Source organism: Paenarthrobacter sp. YJN-5, assembly GCF_015040095.1.
GTDB lineage: Bacteria > Actinomycetota > Actinomycetes > Actinomycetales > Micrococcaceae > Arthrobacter > Arthrobacter ureafaciens.
The window spans coordinates 912317-926505 of the sequence record NZ_CP053544.1 but is presented as its reverse complement, the minus strand read 5'-3'; the positions used below and the strand labels follow the sequence as shown (position 1 = coordinate 926505).

Annotated in this window: 29 protein-coding genes; 25 read left to right on the top strand and 4 right to left on the bottom strand. The window is 60.5% G+C overall.

The window, feature by feature from the left end:
- Positions 1-534 precede the first annotated feature (534 nt).
- The 4 genes from HMI59_RS04465 to HMI59_RS04450 form a co-directional block, all read right to left on the bottom strand.
- The gene (locus HMI59_RS04465) at positions 535-762 is read right to left on the bottom strand and encodes a hypothetical protein (protein WP_193592958.1); all 228 of its coding nucleotides are present in this window, start codon (positions 760-762) and stop codon (positions 535-537) included.
- 70 nt (positions 763-832) lie between these two features.
- Entirely contained in the window at positions 833-2035 is a 1203-nt protein-coding gene (locus HMI59_RS04460; protein ID WP_193592957.1) for a site-specific integrase, read from the bottom strand.
- Between the two features lie 37 nt (positions 2036-2072).
- Positions 2073-2393: a hypothetical protein gene (locus HMI59_RS04455; protein ID WP_193592956.1), complete on the bottom strand. Its 321-nt coding sequence runs from the start codon at positions 2391-2393 to the stop codon at positions 2073-2075.
- Between the two features lie 216 nt (positions 2394-2609).
- Positions 2610-3155: a hypothetical protein gene (locus tag HMI59_RS04450; RefSeq protein ID WP_193592955.1), complete on the bottom strand. Its 546-nt coding sequence runs from the start codon at positions 3153-3155 to the stop codon at positions 2610-2612.
- Between the two features lie 359 nt (positions 3156-3514).
- Between HMI59_RS04450 and HMI59_RS04445 the strand changes: the two genes are divergently transcribed.
- The 25 genes from HMI59_RS04445 (at position 3515) to HMI59_RS04340 (ending at position 14046) form a co-directional block, all read left to right on the top strand.
- Positions 3515-3763 carry a helix-turn-helix domain-containing protein gene (locus HMI59_RS04445; protein WP_193592954.1) on the top strand — a complete coding sequence of 83 codons (249 nt, stop codon included), beginning with the start codon at positions 3515-3517 and terminating at the stop codon, positions 3761-3763.
- A 10-nt stretch (positions 3764-3773) separates the two neighbouring features.
- Positions 3774-3932, top strand: coding sequence for a hypothetical protein (locus tag HMI59_RS04440; protein ID WP_193592953.1), 159 nt, complete (start codon positions 3774-3776; stop codon positions 3930-3932).
- A complete protein-coding gene (locus tag HMI59_RS04435; RefSeq protein WP_193592952.1) occupies positions 3929-4105 on the top strand; it encodes a hypothetical protein in 177 nt (58 codons plus the stop codon). Before HMI59_RS04440 ends, HMI59_RS04435 begins: the two co-directional genes overlap by 4 nt.
- Positions 4102-4236, top strand: coding sequence for a hypothetical protein (locus tag HMI59_RS25940; protein ID WP_255527650.1), 135 nt, complete (start codon positions 4102-4104; stop codon positions 4234-4236). The genes HMI59_RS04435 and HMI59_RS25940 overlap by 4 nt, the downstream gene beginning before the upstream one ends.
- Positions 4233-4505, top strand: coding sequence for a hypothetical protein (locus HMI59_RS04430; protein ID WP_193592951.1), 273 nt, complete (start codon positions 4233-4235; stop codon positions 4503-4505). The genes HMI59_RS25940 and HMI59_RS04430 overlap by 4 nt, the downstream gene beginning before the upstream one ends.
- The gene (locus HMI59_RS25935) at positions 4502-4636 is read left to right on the top strand and encodes a hypothetical protein (RefSeq protein WP_255527649.1); all 135 of its coding nucleotides are present in this window, start codon (positions 4502-4504) and stop codon (positions 4634-4636) included. The genes HMI59_RS04430 and HMI59_RS25935 overlap by 4 nt, the downstream gene beginning before the upstream one ends.
- The gene (locus tag HMI59_RS04425) at positions 4633-4809 is read left to right on the top strand and encodes a hypothetical protein (protein WP_193592950.1); all 177 of its coding nucleotides are present in this window, start codon (positions 4633-4635) and stop codon (positions 4807-4809) included. Before HMI59_RS25935 ends, HMI59_RS04425 begins: the two co-directional genes overlap by 4 nt.
- Before the next feature lie 41 nt (positions 4810-4850).
- Positions 4851-5159: a DUF4326 domain-containing protein gene (locus HMI59_RS04420; protein WP_370583565.1), complete on the top strand. Its 309-nt coding sequence runs from the start codon at positions 4851-4853 to the stop codon at positions 5157-5159.
- The gene (locus HMI59_RS25930; protein ID WP_255527648.1) at positions 5156-5287 is read left to right on the top strand and encodes a hypothetical protein; all 132 of its coding nucleotides are present in this window, start codon (positions 5156-5158) and stop codon (positions 5285-5287) included. The genes HMI59_RS04420 and HMI59_RS25930 overlap by 4 nt, the downstream gene beginning before the upstream one ends.
- Positions 5288-5372: 85 nt before the next feature.
- Entirely contained in the window at positions 5373-6173 is an 801-nt protein-coding gene (locus HMI59_RS04415; RefSeq protein ID WP_193592948.1) for a hypothetical protein, read from the top strand.
- Positions 6174-6188: 15 nt separating this feature from the next.
- Complete coding sequence (locus tag HMI59_RS04410) at positions 6189-7157, top strand: RecT family recombinase (RefSeq protein ID WP_193592947.1); 969 nt, start codon at positions 6189-6191, stop codon at positions 7155-7157.
- Between the two features lie 242 nt (positions 7158-7399).
- Positions 7400-7837, top strand: a complete 438-nt coding sequence (locus tag HMI59_RS04405; protein ID WP_193592946.1) for a single-stranded DNA-binding protein — start codon at positions 7400-7402, stop codon at positions 7835-7837.
- A gap of 58 nt (positions 7838-7895) precedes the next feature.
- The gene (locus HMI59_RS04400) at positions 7896-8156 is read left to right on the top strand and encodes a hypothetical protein (RefSeq protein ID WP_193592945.1); all 261 of its coding nucleotides are present in this window, start codon (positions 7896-7898) and stop codon (positions 8154-8156) included.
- Positions 8157-8535: 379 nt separating this feature from the next.
- Positions 8536-9006 carry a hypothetical protein gene (locus tag HMI59_RS04395; protein WP_193592944.1) on the top strand — a complete coding sequence of 157 codons (471 nt, stop codon included), beginning with the start codon at positions 8536-8538 and terminating at the stop codon, positions 9004-9006.
- Positions 9003-9305, top strand: coding sequence for a hypothetical protein (locus HMI59_RS04390; protein WP_193592943.1), 303 nt, complete (start codon positions 9003-9005; stop codon positions 9303-9305). Before HMI59_RS04395 ends, HMI59_RS04390 begins: the two co-directional genes overlap by 4 nt.
- A gap of 105 nt (positions 9306-9410) precedes the next feature.
- Positions 9411-10199 carry a hypothetical protein gene (locus HMI59_RS04385; RefSeq protein ID WP_193592942.1) on the top strand — a complete coding sequence of 263 codons (789 nt, stop codon included), beginning with the start codon at positions 9411-9413 and terminating at the stop codon, positions 10197-10199.
- A complete protein-coding gene (locus HMI59_RS04380; RefSeq protein ID WP_193592941.1) occupies positions 10199-10564 on the top strand; it encodes a hypothetical protein in 366 nt (121 codons plus the stop codon). Before HMI59_RS04385 ends, HMI59_RS04380 begins: the two co-directional genes overlap by 1 nt.
- Before the next feature lie 589 nt (positions 10565-11153).
- Positions 11154-11393 carry a hypothetical protein gene (locus HMI59_RS04375; RefSeq protein WP_193592940.1) on the top strand — a complete coding sequence of 80 codons (240 nt, stop codon included), beginning with the start codon at positions 11154-11156 and terminating at the stop codon, positions 11391-11393.
- A 26-nt stretch (positions 11394-11419) separates the two neighbouring features.
- Positions 11420-11698, top strand: a complete 279-nt coding sequence (locus HMI59_RS04370) for a hypothetical protein (RefSeq protein WP_193592939.1) — start codon at positions 11420-11422, stop codon at positions 11696-11698.
- Complete coding sequence (locus HMI59_RS04365) at positions 11695-12018, top strand: hypothetical protein (RefSeq protein WP_193592938.1); 324 nt, start codon at positions 11695-11697, stop codon at positions 12016-12018. The genes HMI59_RS04370 and HMI59_RS04365 overlap by 4 nt, the downstream gene beginning before the upstream one ends.
- 223 nt (positions 12019-12241) lie before the next feature.
- Positions 12242-12385: a hypothetical protein gene (locus tag HMI59_RS04360; protein WP_193592937.1), complete on the top strand. Its 144-nt coding sequence runs from the start codon at positions 12242-12244 to the stop codon at positions 12383-12385.
- The gene (locus HMI59_RS04355) at positions 12382-12675 is read left to right on the top strand and encodes a hypothetical protein (protein ID WP_193592936.1); all 294 of its coding nucleotides are present in this window, start codon (positions 12382-12384) and stop codon (positions 12673-12675) included. Before HMI59_RS04360 ends, HMI59_RS04355 begins: the two co-directional genes overlap by 4 nt.
- A complete protein-coding gene (locus HMI59_RS04350; RefSeq protein ID WP_193592935.1) occupies positions 12672-13436 on the top strand; it encodes a hypothetical protein in 765 nt (254 codons plus the stop codon). The genes HMI59_RS04355 and HMI59_RS04350 overlap by 4 nt, the downstream gene beginning before the upstream one ends.
- Positions 13433-13729, top strand: coding sequence for a hypothetical protein (locus tag HMI59_RS04345; protein ID WP_193592934.1), 297 nt, complete (start codon positions 13433-13435; stop codon positions 13727-13729). Before HMI59_RS04350 ends, HMI59_RS04345 begins: the two co-directional genes overlap by 4 nt.
- Entirely contained in the window at positions 13726-14046 is a 321-nt protein-coding gene (locus HMI59_RS04340) for a hypothetical protein (RefSeq protein ID WP_193592933.1), read from the top strand. The genes HMI59_RS04345 and HMI59_RS04340 overlap by 4 nt, the downstream gene beginning before the upstream one ends.
- Positions 14047-14189 lie beyond the last annotated feature (143 nt).

Here is a 14189-nt window from a genome sequence, read left to right as displayed (position 1 = left end):
ACTCGTTTTGGATGTTCCACTACATGCAACATGTTTTGGTCTTTTGTCCGCTTGTTTTCGGCCCGTGGTCGTTGTGTCCCGTTTCAGTCCCGTAGACACGTATTCCGTGAGGGCTCCCCTGATTATCTCGCTCAGGTTCTCACCCTGCTCAGCGGCCTTGGCTTGGGCTGCATCCCACAGTGCGTCATCGATGCGCACCGTGCGTACTTTGGTTCCTTTGCTCATAGACCTAGTATTCACTTCCAGTGCGGTCCTCTTTGCATCCATGGCAAGTGCAGTCTGGGTGCACTTTGATGCGACAAGGTTTGCACAGGCGCGGGTTGTTGTCCGGGGTGCGTGGGTGAAACTTGAATGTCATCAGCACCAAGTGGACCGGCTCCTCTGTAGCGTGACAGGACGCGCATTGCAGCGTGTAGAACTTCTTGCCGTCAGCCGACTCCCGAACCGCAACGATGCCGGGAGCCATTCCCGGCATCGTAGGGAGCGGGGCGGTAGCGCGCCCCTCTTCCCAGAGGGGCGCTTGTTCGAACGGACTCACTTCTTTACTTCTTCGATGAAGCCGCCGACGTTCATGACGCGCACCGGGTTTCCGCGCTTGCGGAGCGGCGTGCCACCAGGAAACGAAATCGGCTGCGAGATGCCTTCTTCGACGCAGTAGGCGGTTCCCTTTGCGGAGATGAGCATCGTCATCCCGGACCAGTCCTCAACGGTGTAGTCGGCGCCGGCGATAGTAACTACCTGAAGTTCCTGAACCTTACTCACTTGCCTTGCCCTTTCGTTGTTCCGATGAGACAAAGCTACAGGGTGTATATACATCCTGTCAATACACCCACTAAGCCGATTCCTGCTGAAACAGTTCCAGCACGGACCCGGAGTCGATGGGCAGGCGTGAGGGTTCGATGTAGTGGCGGCGGGTCATCGTGTCGGACTTGTGCCCGAGCTGCTGCGCGGCCTGCGCGGAACCAGCCTGCCCGTCGATCAGGGTAGCTACCGTCTTGCGCAGGGTCTTGGGGGTCATCCATGAGAACTCAGTGCCAGCGAACGCTTTCTGGAACGCTGTGGCGATGTTCCTGGGTGACCGATACCCACCACCGCGCTCGGCGGGAAACACCATGACCGCGTCCGGGTGCTCGGCGCGGCGCTTCCGCAGCATCTCCACCACAAACCCAGGCAAGCGGAGGTCGCGCACGTCCCGTTCCTTGGTGGGGGTCCTCAGCAGGCCCTCACCGGGGACCATGACGATCTGCTTGTGGATCTTCACCCACGGCAGTTCATCGTCCAAGTGCACGTCCTCCCACGCAAGACCGGGGGCCTCGGCGGGCCGGCAACCGGTCCCGATGAGGAAGTCAATGATGTCAAGGGTGGTACGTGACCTGTTCTGCCCTCCCAGACGCCGCACGTCGCCGCCTGCCCGCTCCAAACGCTGCTCAAGGGTGAATGGCGCGAAAACCTCCGACGCGAGCTCACGCATCCGCACGAGCTCGTCCAAGTTGAGCGCCCGGATGGGTTTCTGCTCAAGCTTCGGCGGCTTGGTGAACGCGACCGGGTTTGATGGGACTGCGTCCCACCGGGCGGCCGCGGCGAACATCCCGGACAGGACAGACCGGACCATGAGCGCCGTACCCGGCCCGTTCGACACGGTCACGCCCGAAATGAACTTCGAGATGCGCTGCGGGGACGCTTCCCGTAACCGGAGTTTCCCGAGTTTGGGTTTGATGTGGTTCTCCATGGAGCGCCGGTTGTTGTGGATCGTGTTCGGCGCGAGGTCTTCGGCTTGCTTCTCGGCAAGATATCTGTCGGCGAGTTCCGCAACGGTTGACTCTGATGTGATGTCGTCTTCACCGCCTCGGCGGGCGCGTTCCTTGAACTTTTCCCGGAGTGCGGCGGCTGCTGCGCTTTTGGATGTGCCTACCGCTTTCACGCGGCGCGTCTCGCCGTCCGTGTCGCGGTATCGGGCCATGGCGACGTGTTTGGTTCCGTCGCGGCTGTAGCCGATGGTGCCGTATTCGCCGATGCCTAGTTGTGGTCGTGGCATTAAAACCCCCTCTTATACACCCATTGTCTCATGGCTGTCAAGCGATGCGTGATAAACCATCACGGACAGGGTCACGGTAATCGATGCCGATACAGCTCCGCCCGCACACATTCAGGATGGCTTGCTCCATCGGCGTCAACGCCAGCCACCTCGCATAGATCAGCCCATTGTCAACATTCAGAAACCGGGCCATCTCATCCACCGACCCGCACTGCAAAAACGCGTCCAACAGGTCACGGAAACTGATGAAATACAACGCCGTCATCCGCTCAACGACAATCTCCCTGGATACCCGTTTCGGCATGGCGTCTTCCCCGTGCCTTAGTGTCCGGTGGAACGCTTCGTGAACGATCGTCACGTGCCTTTTGCGCCGCGGTTTCCGCGGGTCCACCCTGATCAATCCATCTTCGTGGTCGTAGTACCCCAGTGCCCCATCACTGAGTTCTTCGTACACAACTCCGCGCACTCGACACGCCCCTAATGCCTCTAACCGCCACCCCCCAGCAGGGCCGCTAGGGAAAATGGAACGATTAATATGCCGGTTTTACAAACCCTCGCGGCGTGTCGAGTTACGTTACTCGTCCGAGTCGTCTAGTGAGCTATCACTTGGTATTTCTGTCCGTGCCGCAAGGTACTGTGGCGCCTTGCGACGCGTGCCCAAAGCGGTAACGGTCCCATGGTTTTGCTTATCAGCAGACTTACTTTCCGGCTTGCCTTCATGGAGAGTCGCATCGATCTTGATGACGCTCGCGTCGGCGACCTCGGCCTTGTCACGGTAGAACAACATCCGGCGCGTCATCTCCGACAGCAGTTCCTCATCCGAGAGTTCCGAGGCGCGCTTCGCGGCCTTGTCCTCGTCCCCCTGGAACACGTCCTGCTCGGTCACGAACCCGTCCGTGAGGATCCTGTGCACGGCCCCCGGTTTCCAGCCGAGGGCTTGTTCAAGGATCGGGTGCGCGGCTTTCTGCGGGGCGTTCCTGCCGGCTGCCCAGTTGTAGAACGACCGGCGTGAGCTCGGCGGGAGATGGTTCTGTGCGAACTCTTCCGCTCCGATGCCTTTACGGGATAGGCCCATGCTGATCCACAAGGCGAGGCCTTGCAGGTTCTTGTCTTCACTCATGCGCTAACTGTCCTTCTTGTACTACCTGCCCGCCAAGGGTTGCAGGTACTTGTCTTTGGGTCGCTCATGTACGTGGGTACTGGGTGGCCCCGCTCATTGGGCTACTTGGTATCGCTCTCTCATGGTGTCGCAGGTTTTCTTGCAACACCAAAAGTTTTTTTGCGATGGGGTTGCACTGTTTTGGTGCAACAAGACCTTGTGACGTGAAAGAAAAAACCGCGTCTGACCTGCGGAAACACTGTTTCTGCATTTTGTTGCACTGCTTCTGTTGACTTTGTTGCATCTTCTTGCATACTCTTGTTTCACGCCCTCCAAATGAGCAGGAGAGGCCAAATGAGCAACCAAGTTAGGAGCACCAATTGAGCAAGAAGACCGCGCCTGTTGCAAAGGTCACCGACATCGACAACGTCCGCATCGGCCTCATCGTCGCCGGTGCCCGCAACCGCCGTTACATGACGGTGGACGACCTCTCCACTTACATCGGCTGCGACCACTCGACCTTGACCGGGTATGAGACGGGGCGCCGGCCTATCCCGGCGAGCCGGATCCCGCGCCTTGCTGAGGCCCTGGACCTTGAGCCGCGCATCCTCGACCGCAACGCCGCATAAGGAACCAGCCATGAAGAAGATCAGCTTCTCCGCACTCACCTCGGACCTTCACAAAGACCCGAGCATCCTCGGGACGATGGAGCTTGAAGCAGCGGCCCGTACGAACTTCGGGAAAGTCACCATCACCGAGCACGGCGCAGTCACCACAGTCACGGCGGTGGCGGCATGAGCAGCACGTTTGAGAAGTGGCAGCGAGCCAAGCAGCGCCGTGACAGCCTCTCTTACCAAATCGCCAAAGCTGTCGCAGCAGGCAGCACCCCACGGCAAACCGACATCGACCGGTTCAAAGAAGCCGAAACCGAAATGCACGAACTCGAAACAAGGTTCTCGGAGGACACATGAAAACCGGCAAATCCTACGACTGGACCGAACCGCGGGACTGGTTCTACTACACCGACCGCGAACACCACGAAGACCAACAACAAACCCGTCACGAAGACGACGCAGACGCAACGAGGAAAGGCGAATCATGAGCAAGCGACTCCGCTTCGAGGACATCTCCGTAAAGCCCCGCATCTACATCGACGGCGACTCATTCCGCGTCGAATACTACGGACCCATCACCAAAGGACACTGCGGCGCCGGGTTCAAGACCCTGGCTGACGCTATCGAGCACGGTAATAAGGTCGCTCGTCGGAACCCGGTTAAGGTCAAGGCCATCAACGATGAGCGTGCGCGGGCCCGCAACCGGCGCATCGCGACCCGCCAAGCTGAGCGTCTCGGATTGCCGGTGGCGGCATGAGCCCGGAACTTGTCCTCATCTACCTTTGCGCGTCCATCGGATTCACCGCCTGCGCATTCGCCCTCGTCTTCCTATTCGCCTACGCCCTTGCCATCTGGGACACCCACAAGGAACGGAACACACAACCATGACTTTCCCGCTTATCCCGTCGAACAACTCCTACCAGCCACAAGCAGTGTTCGAACCCGCACGCCAAGCCATCCTCAACCACGTCCCCCCAGTACCGAACGCGCACCTCGCACGCCGCAGGGTAAAGCGCTTGGCCGGCGACCTCGAAGCCATGATCTTCGGAACCGTCCAATGAGCCCGCAGCGGATCCAGCGGAAGCGCACCAAAGGGTGGCGGATGCCAGAGAACACCGTTTACGTCGGGCGCGGATCCAAATGGGGCAACCCCTTCGCGGTCGGTAGTGACTTCATCATCAGCGAACGTTTCGGATACGGCACAGCGCAGCTATTGACCCTTTCGAGCCTGCACCCCGATGATGCCGTGACGCTATACGGGCTCTGGATCGCTAACCACCACCGCGCAGACGGCCCGCACCCGCACAGAGGGATGGCCCGCGATGAGCTCGCTGGGAAGAACCTGGCGTGCTGGTGCCCGCTCGACCAACCCTGCCACGCTGACGTGCTGCTGGAACTGGCGAACCGATGACCCGCCTCCCGGACCCGCTTGACCCGGACGAAGCATGGGCCACCCCGGACACCTTCGCCCAATGCGGAAACCCGCACTGTGGCTGCCAGCCCACCACGGACCCACTCCCCCGCGAGGACATCGAATGACCACCCAAGAGCAGTACGAGCGCGAGCAGCGCGCCCAAGCCATCCAAGCCACCATCCACTCCCTCAACCTCGAAAGGCACACCCAATGAGCCTCAAATTCAGCCACGAAGGACACCGCTACACCCTCGACGGCAAACGCCCCACCTCAGTGACCACCATCCTCGGCGGCGCCATCCCCAAACCCGCACTCCCCTACTGGGCCGCAAACCAAGCCGCACAATACGCCGTAGACAACCCCGGCGCACCCTACGACACCATCCGCAAAGCCCCATGGGACCTACGCGACAAAGCAGCCGAACGCGGCACCGCCGTCCACGCACTCGCCGAAGCACTCCACAACGGCGAAGAAGTCACCTTCGACCACGAGCTCGCCGGATACATCGACGGGTACCTCGACTTCCTCGACCGCTTCGGCGTCGAACCAGTACTCTCCGAATGCAACGTCGGCATCCGAAACATCTACCCCGGCAAGAACGTCGCCGGCAGGTTCGACCTCCTGGCCCGCATCCCGAAGCTCCACGGGGACAAGGTTGTGATGATCGACCTCAAGACCGCTAAGGGCGTGTACGGGGAGACGAAGTTGCAGACCGCGGCGTACTCGAAGGCTGACTTCTACACGACGGACGCTGACCCGGACACCGAACTTGAGCTACCCCACATTGAGGCGACATATGTGGCGCACGTGACCCCCACGGACCGCGAAGGGGAGAACGCCCGCTACGGTGACGCGCCCCTCGGCACCAACCTCTACCTACTCGCGCCGAACCCCGAAGCGATCGACCGGCACTATGCGATGTTCCGCGCCGCCGCCTACACCTACTACACCACCCGTGAGCGTGACCTGATCCCCGAACCAATGACCGCACCCCTCAGCGCAGCCGCCTAACCAAAGGAACCCACAATGAGCACAGTAGCAATCCGTCAGCAGGGCACCGCCCTTACCATCCAGGATGGACAGACCGAGTTCTCCCCCGGTCAGGTCGCAACCCTCCGCCAGCTCGGCGTGGAAGCAGCAGGCCGGGAAGACCTCGCCATTTTCTTCCACCAGGCAGTACGTACCGGCCTTGACCCGTTCGCCCGGCAGATATACATGATCGGGCGCAACCAGAAGAACCAGCGCACGCAGCAGTGGGAAACGAAGTACACCATTCAGACAGGCATTGACGGCTACCGTCTCATCGCACGCCGTGCCGCTGATCGTGCCCACGAAACGCTCGGGTATGAGGACACCTTGTGGTGCGGCGAAGACGGGCAGTGGCGTGACGTGTGGCTCCCGACCACTCCGCCCGCCGCAGCAAAAGCCACTGTGGTCCGGGCAGGACAGAAGTTCACCGCAACCGCCCTATGGTCCGAATATGTTCAGACCAAGAAGGACGGCGGAGTGTCAACTATGTGGGCCAAGATGTCGTCCACGATGCTTGCCAAGTGCGCCGAGGCGTTGGCTCTCCGCAAGGCCTTCCCACAAGACCTGTCAGGCATCTACACCGCGGAGGAAATGGCGCAAGCTGACAACCAGCACCCCGCCCCGGCGCCAGCGCCCGAACCAGCCCCGGAACCCAAACCGAAGCAAACGCGGTCCCGCCGACCGGTCACGCCCATCGAACCACCGGCTGACCTGCCTGCACCCGCCGACGACGAACCCGCCGAAATCGTGGACGAACCCGGCGTCGAACTCATCACCGAACCCCAATCGAAGATGATGTTCGCCCTGCTCCACCAGAACGGATTCACCGACGATGGCACGTCCGCGCAAAAGGAATACCTCGAATCCATCATCGGCAGGCAACTCGTGTCCCGCCGCGACATCACCAAAGCGGAGGCCACCAGGATCATCGACCTCCTGAATGACGCCGCGCCCGATGCCGCGTAACCGTTGTGCCTGCGGGAAAGTCCAATCCTCAACTCTTGAGGAATCCCGCCTCGTCCACGCCCGAGTCTGGGCCGCGCGAGGCGGGGAACCAGTCCGCTACTACCAATGCCAACACGGCTCATGGCACTGGACTCGTAGGCCACTCCGAACCAAGAAAGCCGTATGACAAAGACAATCACCATCTACACCACCCCGGCAAACCTCGAAAAATACGCAACCACCATCACCCAGGAAGCAGCCTAATGAGCATCCCCACCATCACCGACATCGCCGGAATCATCAACGCCCCCGAGCTTCGCTACACGCAGTCAGGCAAGGCAGTCCTGTCCATGCGGCTCGCGTTCAATGACTCCAAATATGACGACCAGCAACGCAAATGGGTCACCACGAAGAGTTTCTACGTTGACGCCCAAGCATGGGAGCAGACCGCCGAACGCCTCGCCGAAATCCTGACCCAAGGCGAACAGGTGTACGTCGTCGGGCGCCTCGAAACGCAGCAGTGGGAGAAGGACGGCGAGAAGAAGTCCAAGCCTGTCCTGAACCTCCAGACGGTACGCAAGCTGGCGAAGGCCGAGCCCCAGCAGGTACAGCAGCCCCGCTCCCAGCAGGCCCCACAGGACGATCCCTGGGCCGCTCCCGCAGCCAGCACAAGCGGCTGGGGCAACGAACCGTCCTTCTAATCCACCTGCGGGCGCCGGCCACACGTCGGCGCCCGCACCAACCCCGGGAGAGCAAGCCATGAGCAAAAAACCCACCCCCACCCAAATAGCCAAAGCACGCTACGACGAAGCCCGTCACATCCTCGAAGCATGGACCCACCGCCTCGCCGTCGCACAAGCCAACGTCTACAACACCAACAAACACGGCGGCGACATCCTCGCAGCACGACGCAACCTCAACGCCGTCGAAATCCACCGCGAAGACGCCAAAGCAGACGAAGCCATCGCACGCCAACAATGGGTCACCACAGCCAACAAAGAAATCCGGGCCGCAGCATGAAACCCGCGCACCTCATCGAAGAAATCGAATGGCAATTCGCCCAAGGCCAATCAAGCCACACCGCCATGACAGTCGCCGGCTACAAACACGAACAAACACTCGCCCGCTGGCTACGACGCCACAACAGACCAGACCTAGCCATCAGATTCGAGGAAAACAATTGAACCCCAACACCAACTGCCACTGCCCCAGGACACAGCACTACCACGGCACACGCAACAACTACCTCACCCACGCATGCCGCTGCACCCCATGCACCAAAGCAGCCACCCGTGACCGAGACCGACACCGCCGCCTCGAAGCATACGGGCGCCCACGCCCCCACAAAGTAGACGCAGCAGCGGCCCGCAAACACATCCGAAACCTACTCAAACAAGGCATGACAAAAGCCGAAATCGCTCACCACTCAGCCAACGCACACCAAACCATCTCGCGCATCCTCGACGGCCAGAAAACAATCATCAACCGCACCTCCGAATCCATCCTCAGAGTCACATTCGAAGACCGAACCAAACCCGAAGGAAAAACCAACGCAACCGGGACCATCCGACGCGTCCAAGCCCTCGCCGCAATCGGCTACCCACTCGAAGAACAAGCCAAACTTGCCGGCATCCACCCGGACAAGCCAAGACACGCACTCAAGCAAAAGTACATTCGCGCTGAAACGGCCCAAGCAATAGCTGATGTCTTCACCCGGCTCCAAATGACCCCAAACCCGTTACCGTCACGCGCGGCAACCCGCGCCCGGATCGTAGCCCAAACCAACGGATGGCTCCCACCACTCGCCTGGGACGAAGACCTGATAGACGACCCGCAGCACCACGGATACGCAAAGGACATCGCAGCATGAAACGTGACACCCGAAGCGCTTACCGGGCACGTGCCGCGGCGACCGAGCGGAGCATTGACCAAGGCCTAGCCGAGGCGAAAGCGGCACAGGAAGCCGAAACGGCGCGGCAGGCAGAAGAATACGCACAACGGACCAAGCCTGTTCCGTTCACCCCCGAAGAACTCAAAGTGGCACGAGCCGTCCGCACCCACTACGGATGGCACCGCGTAATCCGCGTGAACTCAGCAACAGTTACGGTCAGTGGCGACTTTGGAGACTACCGGGTGCCCTCGAAAACCATCCTTGAGGTAAGGGTATGACCTACGCCTCGGATGCCGAGCGCCGGCAGCAGCGCAAACAAGCGGACACAGCACGCAAACAAACCATGCGCCAACAACGCGAACAACAAGCACAAAGGAGGCGGAGTGGCTGACGACCGGTACTTCATCAAAGTCCACGACGGATTCCCCGAACACCCCAAAACAATCGGCCTCTCAGACAAAGCCTTCCGCGCAGTAGTCGAGTTCTGGTGCTACTCACACCGCCAGGAAACAGACGGGAAAATCCCCCTCGCCCTGTTCAACCGGCTACCCCCAAAGGTCCGCAAAGAACTGCTGGTCGATTACGCGATCATGCACGAAACCCACGTCGAAATGCACGACTACCTGGAGCATCAGCAGTCCGCGCAGGAGATAGCGGAGCTCCGTAAGAAGCGCTCCGAGGCTGGCAGGTTGGGTGGCAAAACCAAAGCAAACCGTCTAGCAAGTGCTAAAGCAAATGCTAAGCAAACCGGTAGCAAACCTGTAGCAGACATAGACATAGACAAAGACTTAGCTACTAACGTAGCTAAATCAAAAGACGCGCGAGCGCGTCCGCGACCGGATGAGTTCTTGGATTGGTACCTCGAATATCCCCGCAAAACGGGCAGGGCAGCAGCCGAGAGAGCCTACGCGAAAGCCAGGGAGCTGGTCAGCGCCGAGACGCTGCTAGCCGGGGTCAGGGCTTACGCCTCAGATCCGAACCGGGTGCCTGAGTTCACAAAGCACCCGGCAACGTGGCTGAACGGCGGTTGCTGGGACGACGACCCGCTCCCAGCCCGCGGCGGCTCGCAACCGGACCATGGGCAGCGAGCTCTCGCCAAGGGCATCGAACTGCTCCACGGCTGGGAAGCCCAGCAACACCCGCACGAACCGATCCTCGAATTGGAGGCCTAGTGGAAACCCCTGACGTGATCAAAATGCTCACCTGGATCAACTCCTTCGATGGCCGGGTGCAGCTCAACGAACCGAACGTGACGACATGGGCTCACGCTCTGGCGCGGACCGAGGCGCAGCATGCGAAGACCGCGATCCTTGAGCACCGCAGGTTGTACGCGACCGCGCCAGCACCCTCCGAAATCGCCACACGGGCACGACAGTTGAAGTCCTCCGAGGCGGCAGCGCAACGGGCACTCACCGCAGCACCAGCGAAGCCCAACGACGAACTCCCGCTCCGCCAACGCGACCCACAACGCTGGGCTCAACTCCTGGAAGCCGGAAAACAACAACGTGAAACAACCCTGAAAGAACGTGCATCATGAAAAACACTTGGAAAGCGCTTGCTAACGCTGTTACAGAACAGGGGGCGTCCATCCTTCCGCGGCGTGCGCGTGAGGCCGGGAGAATCGAGCCTGTGGCTTGTGAGGGGGTTGTTTGTGGTTAGGTCACGGTCTAGTGCGAAGGCTGCGGGCAGTCGGCATGAGCGTTCGGTTGCGGATTATTTGCGGGCGCATGTGTCGAGGTTTATCGATCGGCAGCCCAAATACGGCGCCAACGATCGCGGCGACATCGGGAATGTGGAGACGTTCAACGACGAGCCTGTTGCCGTCCAATGCAAGGACTATGGCGGCAGATTCCTCGTTGGCACTTGGCTGACTGAGGTGGAGATTCAACGCCTGAATCTGCCTAACGCGATAGCTGGTGTTGTGGTGGCGAAGCGTCGTGGGACGACTGATCCTGGCCGGCAGGTTGTGTTTATGACGGTGGATGATTTGGTGGCTTTGCTGTCGGGGAAACGTCCGGGTAAAAGTTCGTAAGTTGTTGCACTTTCTTGCGGGTTTTGGTGTAAACTAGGACACATCAGGCGGGTTATGAGCGGCCCGCCCCGGAGCATGGAAGCCGGCGAACATCATGAGCCTCGTCATCAAGATCAAGCCAAGCAGGAACCGCAAGCCAGTAGCGCCGCGAACCTGCTGCCCAACCCACACCGATTCTTGCCGGTTCGGTCGTGAACACCGCTGGTCAATGGGCTGGATCGGTGGCCCCAAGTCAGGACTTGGCATTGGCGAGGAAGGTTGGCACGACTCCATGATCTGTGCAACCTGCAAAGGCATCTGCGTGGCCGAACTCGAAGAAGGGCAGCGAGCATGATGACCAACCAGAACCGAGACACACAAATGAGCGCAGCACCACGCCCTAAGGGTTTGGACATAGGCGACGCCGCGATGTTCAGGCTTGACCCTGCGATGGCGCCAGCTGAACAAGAGCACGGCTGGACGCTTGCCCAGGCTGAGGAACAGATCAACCACCTCACCGGCACCAAAGCCGAGATGCTCCAAGCCATCGCATACCTCGCCTGCCAAGTCCACGGGTACAAGAAAGCCTCCAACCTCGACGCAACACTAGCCATCGCGCAAGTAGAAAACATCGTCAAGAACTACCGGGCCCGCAAATGACCACCCATCCTGAGCATCACAGTCTCCCGCACCTGCTCGAACCCATCCAGGAACGCTTGAACGCGGCAACAGCGGGTCCGTGGGATTGGGATCATTCCAACTTTCGTAGAGTCCTCGAAGGGAAGGGCGGCGAACAGGTTCTCACTTGCGCGGCGCTGCTCTACCCGGAGCGGCGGAACCAAGAGTTCATCGCGAACGCCCCCACGGACACCGCCCGCCTACTCGCCGCCGTGAAAGCCGTGCTTGCGGAGTGCGACCACATGGACGAAATTGTTTCGCTCCGGTCCGCTGTTGAGGCAGCGCTCAGGGGCGAAGCATGAGCGACTGCACGTGCACCGTCACCGACCCAAGCACCTGGACCACGTACGGAAGCTCAGTAGAACCCGGCTCGATGATGGAGCCGAACCCATACTGCACCGAGCATTTCCCGGAAGCAAACACCTGCGTCGAATGCAAGGTGCTTGGTGACCATACGTGGTGGTGCAAGATCGCCCCAGAGTTTCGTCCCGAGGATGGAACCCGCGCTTACTACTGGAGGGACTGATGTGTGACGCATCCCGTCAGCTCGCGAAAGCCCGCTACGCACTCGACCAAATGCGCGGCACCGGCCTATACAACATCCCCGAACTACTCCACCACCTCAACCCCCAACACTGCGAACACGAACAAGACAAGGACAACCGATGACCCAGGAACGCATCGAAGCAGCGGCAAGGGCTATGTCGCCTCGTGTTTGGGGTCCGCAAGTGTGGACGTTCGCGGCGCACGGAGAAAGCCCAACAGCGGCAAGGGCAAGAGTGCAGCGCGAATCACTTGAGCAAGCACAGACAGGACTTGCCGCTGCTGATGCGGTCATGTTCTCCGAAGCGGTACTGGAGCAGGCAGAGACGGCAGTAAGCACAATGCGGGCCAGCGGGTACGTCCTCTCACGCGACCTCGTTGCCGCCGTGGTTGCTGCTCTCAAGGGTGACGCGTGACGGTCACGGCACAGCAGCTTGAGCGGGCGCTCACAACCCTGGATCAGGTGGTGGCTGCGGTGAACGTGGGCCGGGGCAGTTTCACGGCAAGCTACGGTCACCGCACCTCGTCTGGTTCGCATGAGCACGCGCCGCTACCCGTGGACGTTGACCTCATCGACAAGAAAGCAGCCGCGCACCGCCTGCTCATGGATCGGGCACTCAGGATCGCCATGGAAACCGGCGAAGGGCTGACAGGCCGGGACGTGCACTCCCTCACCAACTACCTGTTCGCCCGCGCCGCCTGGATCGTCGGGCAACTATGGGCAGACGACTTCCACAAAGCCCTACTCACCCACACGGAAGGGCTCGACGGGGCACGCACACGCCGTGAGCCCAAAGTCTTCGCCGGCAGATGCGCCGAATGCGAAACCGACCTCTACGCCATCAAAGGCCAACCAGAAGCACGCTGCCAAACATGCGGGGAAACGTACGAGGTTTTGGCGTGGCGTGACTTCGCTAAGGGCGTGTTCGGGCAGCATGTGGGCACACCCGCCGACCTCTCACGCAAACTCAGTGCGCCTGAGTACGGGATTGAGGTAACCGCCGACCGGATCCGCAAATGGGCCACCGCCAGGAACGGCAACCCGCCCAAACTCGAACGCGCCAACCCCGCCACCAACGAAACCGGCGACCCAATCCCACCCGCCTACCGCCTCAACGACGTACTCGACCTCTACCACAACGCACGCCGCACACCACTCGAAGGAAGAACAGCATGAGCACCCCGAAGCAGTACCGCAAAAAGCCCGTAGTCATCGAAGCTATGGAAGTCACCGAGGACAGCCGACCAGACGTTACCTCGTGGATCTTCGACGGCGGCGGTGATGTAGAAGTCTTGTCGCCTTACATCATGCGCCAAGGAGGCATCGAGACAACCCACGCATTCCAGGTCAAGACGCTTGAAGGCTTCATGTGGGCTCAATACGGCGATTACATCATCAGGGGCGTGAACGGCGAGTTCTACCCCTGCAAACCGGACATCTTCGCCAAGACCTACGAGGACGCTGCATGACCGTCCCTGACGAAGCGGCTGCTGGTGGTGTCGCGCGGCCCTTTGAGCCACGCGACTCGGTACGCATCCAAGTAAGCGGAGGGACCGTCCCTGACGAAGCGGTAGAAGCGGCTGCTTGGGTTGTGCTGACCGGAACTAAGAACGAGTTTGAGGCGGCGACCATCGCTCGCGCCGCCCTCACCGCCGCTGCCCCGTTCATCGCCGCGCAAGCATGGGACGAGGGCTTCGCAGCAGGCAAGTCACGGGCCATGCGACACATGAGCGACGAACCCGGACTGTCGCTAAACGTCCCCAACCCCTACCGGAGCGGACAGTGAGCGCCTCAGTGCTGGCCTGCTCTACGCCCGTTCCCGGCCCTTTCTATTGGGACTGGAAATGCCTTCGGTGCGGTCATGCCGTTGCGCAGCACAAATCCTGGTGGCAGAAGATCAAACCCAGACCTTACCGATCCCCTAATACT

Coding starts and splice junctions, on each gene's coding strand:
- HMI59_RS04460 (WP_193592957.1), bottom strand. CDS start 2,035: ATGCCACGACCACAACTAGGCATCGGCGAATACGGCACCATCGGCTAC.
- HMI59_RS04450 (WP_193592955.1), bottom strand. CDS start 3,155: ATGAGTGAAGACAAGAACCTGCAAGGCCTCGCCTTGTGGATCAGCATG.
- HMI59_RS04440 (WP_193592953.1), top strand. CDS start 3,774: ATGAAGAAGATCAGCTTCTCCGCACTCACCTCGGACCTTCACAAAGAC.
- HMI59_RS04435 (WP_193592952.1), top strand. CDS start 3,929: ATGAGCAGCACGTTTGAGAAGTGGCAGCGAGCCAAGCAGCGCCGTGAC.
- HMI59_RS25940 (WP_255527650.1), top strand. CDS start 4,102: ATGAAAACCGGCAAATCCTACGACTGGACCGAACCGCGGGACTGGTTC.
- HMI59_RS04430 (WP_193592951.1), top strand. CDS start 4,233: ATGAGCAAGCGACTCCGCTTCGAGGACATCTCCGTAAAGCCCCGCATC.
- HMI59_RS25935 (WP_255527649.1), top strand. CDS start 4,502: ATGAGCCCGGAACTTGTCCTCATCTACCTTTGCGCGTCCATCGGATTC.
- HMI59_RS04425 (WP_193592950.1), top strand. CDS start 4,633: ATGACTTTCCCGCTTATCCCGTCGAACAACTCCTACCAGCCACAAGCA.
- HMI59_RS04420 (WP_370583565.1), top strand. CDS start 4,851: ATGCCAGAGAACACCGTTTACGTCGGGCGCGGATCCAAATGGGGCAAC.
- HMI59_RS25930 (WP_255527648.1), top strand. CDS start 5,156: ATGACCCGCCTCCCGGACCCGCTTGACCCGGACGAAGCATGGGCCACC.
- HMI59_RS04415 (WP_193592948.1), top strand. CDS start 5,373: ATGAGCCTCAAATTCAGCCACGAAGGACACCGCTACACCCTCGACGGC.
- HMI59_RS04410 (WP_193592947.1), top strand. CDS start 6,189: ATGAGCACAGTAGCAATCCGTCAGCAGGGCACCGCCCTTACCATCCAG.
- HMI59_RS04405 (WP_193592946.1), top strand. CDS start 7,400: ATGAGCATCCCCACCATCACCGACATCGCCGGAATCATCAACGCCCCC.
- HMI59_RS04400 (WP_193592945.1), top strand. CDS start 7,896: ATGAGCAAAAAACCCACCCCCACCCAAATAGCCAAAGCACGCTACGAC.
- HMI59_RS04395 (WP_193592944.1), top strand. CDS start 8,536: ATGACAAAAGCCGAAATCGCTCACCACTCAGCCAACGCACACCAAACC.
- HMI59_RS04390 (WP_193592943.1), top strand. CDS start 9,003: ATGAAACGTGACACCCGAAGCGCTTACCGGGCACGTGCCGCGGCGACC.
- HMI59_RS04375 (WP_193592940.1), top strand. CDS start 11,154: ATGAGCCTCGTCATCAAGATCAAGCCAAGCAGGAACCGCAAGCCAGTA.
- HMI59_RS04370 (WP_193592939.1), top strand. CDS start 11,420: ATGAGCGCAGCACCACGCCCTAAGGGTTTGGACATAGGCGACGCCGCG.
- HMI59_RS04365 (WP_193592938.1), top strand. CDS start 11,695: ATGACCACCCATCCTGAGCATCACAGTCTCCCGCACCTGCTCGAACCC.
- HMI59_RS04360 (WP_193592937.1), top strand. CDS start 12,242: ATGTGTGACGCATCCCGTCAGCTCGCGAAAGCCCGCTACGCACTCGAC.
- HMI59_RS04355 (WP_193592936.1), top strand. CDS start 12,382: ATGACCCAGGAACGCATCGAAGCAGCGGCAAGGGCTATGTCGCCTCGT.
- HMI59_RS04345 (WP_193592934.1), top strand. CDS start 13,433: ATGAGCACCCCGAAGCAGTACCGCAAAAAGCCCGTAGTCATCGAAGCT.
- HMI59_RS04340 (WP_193592933.1), top strand. CDS start 13,726: ATGACCGTCCCTGACGAAGCGGCTGCTGGTGGTGTCGCGCGGCCCTTT.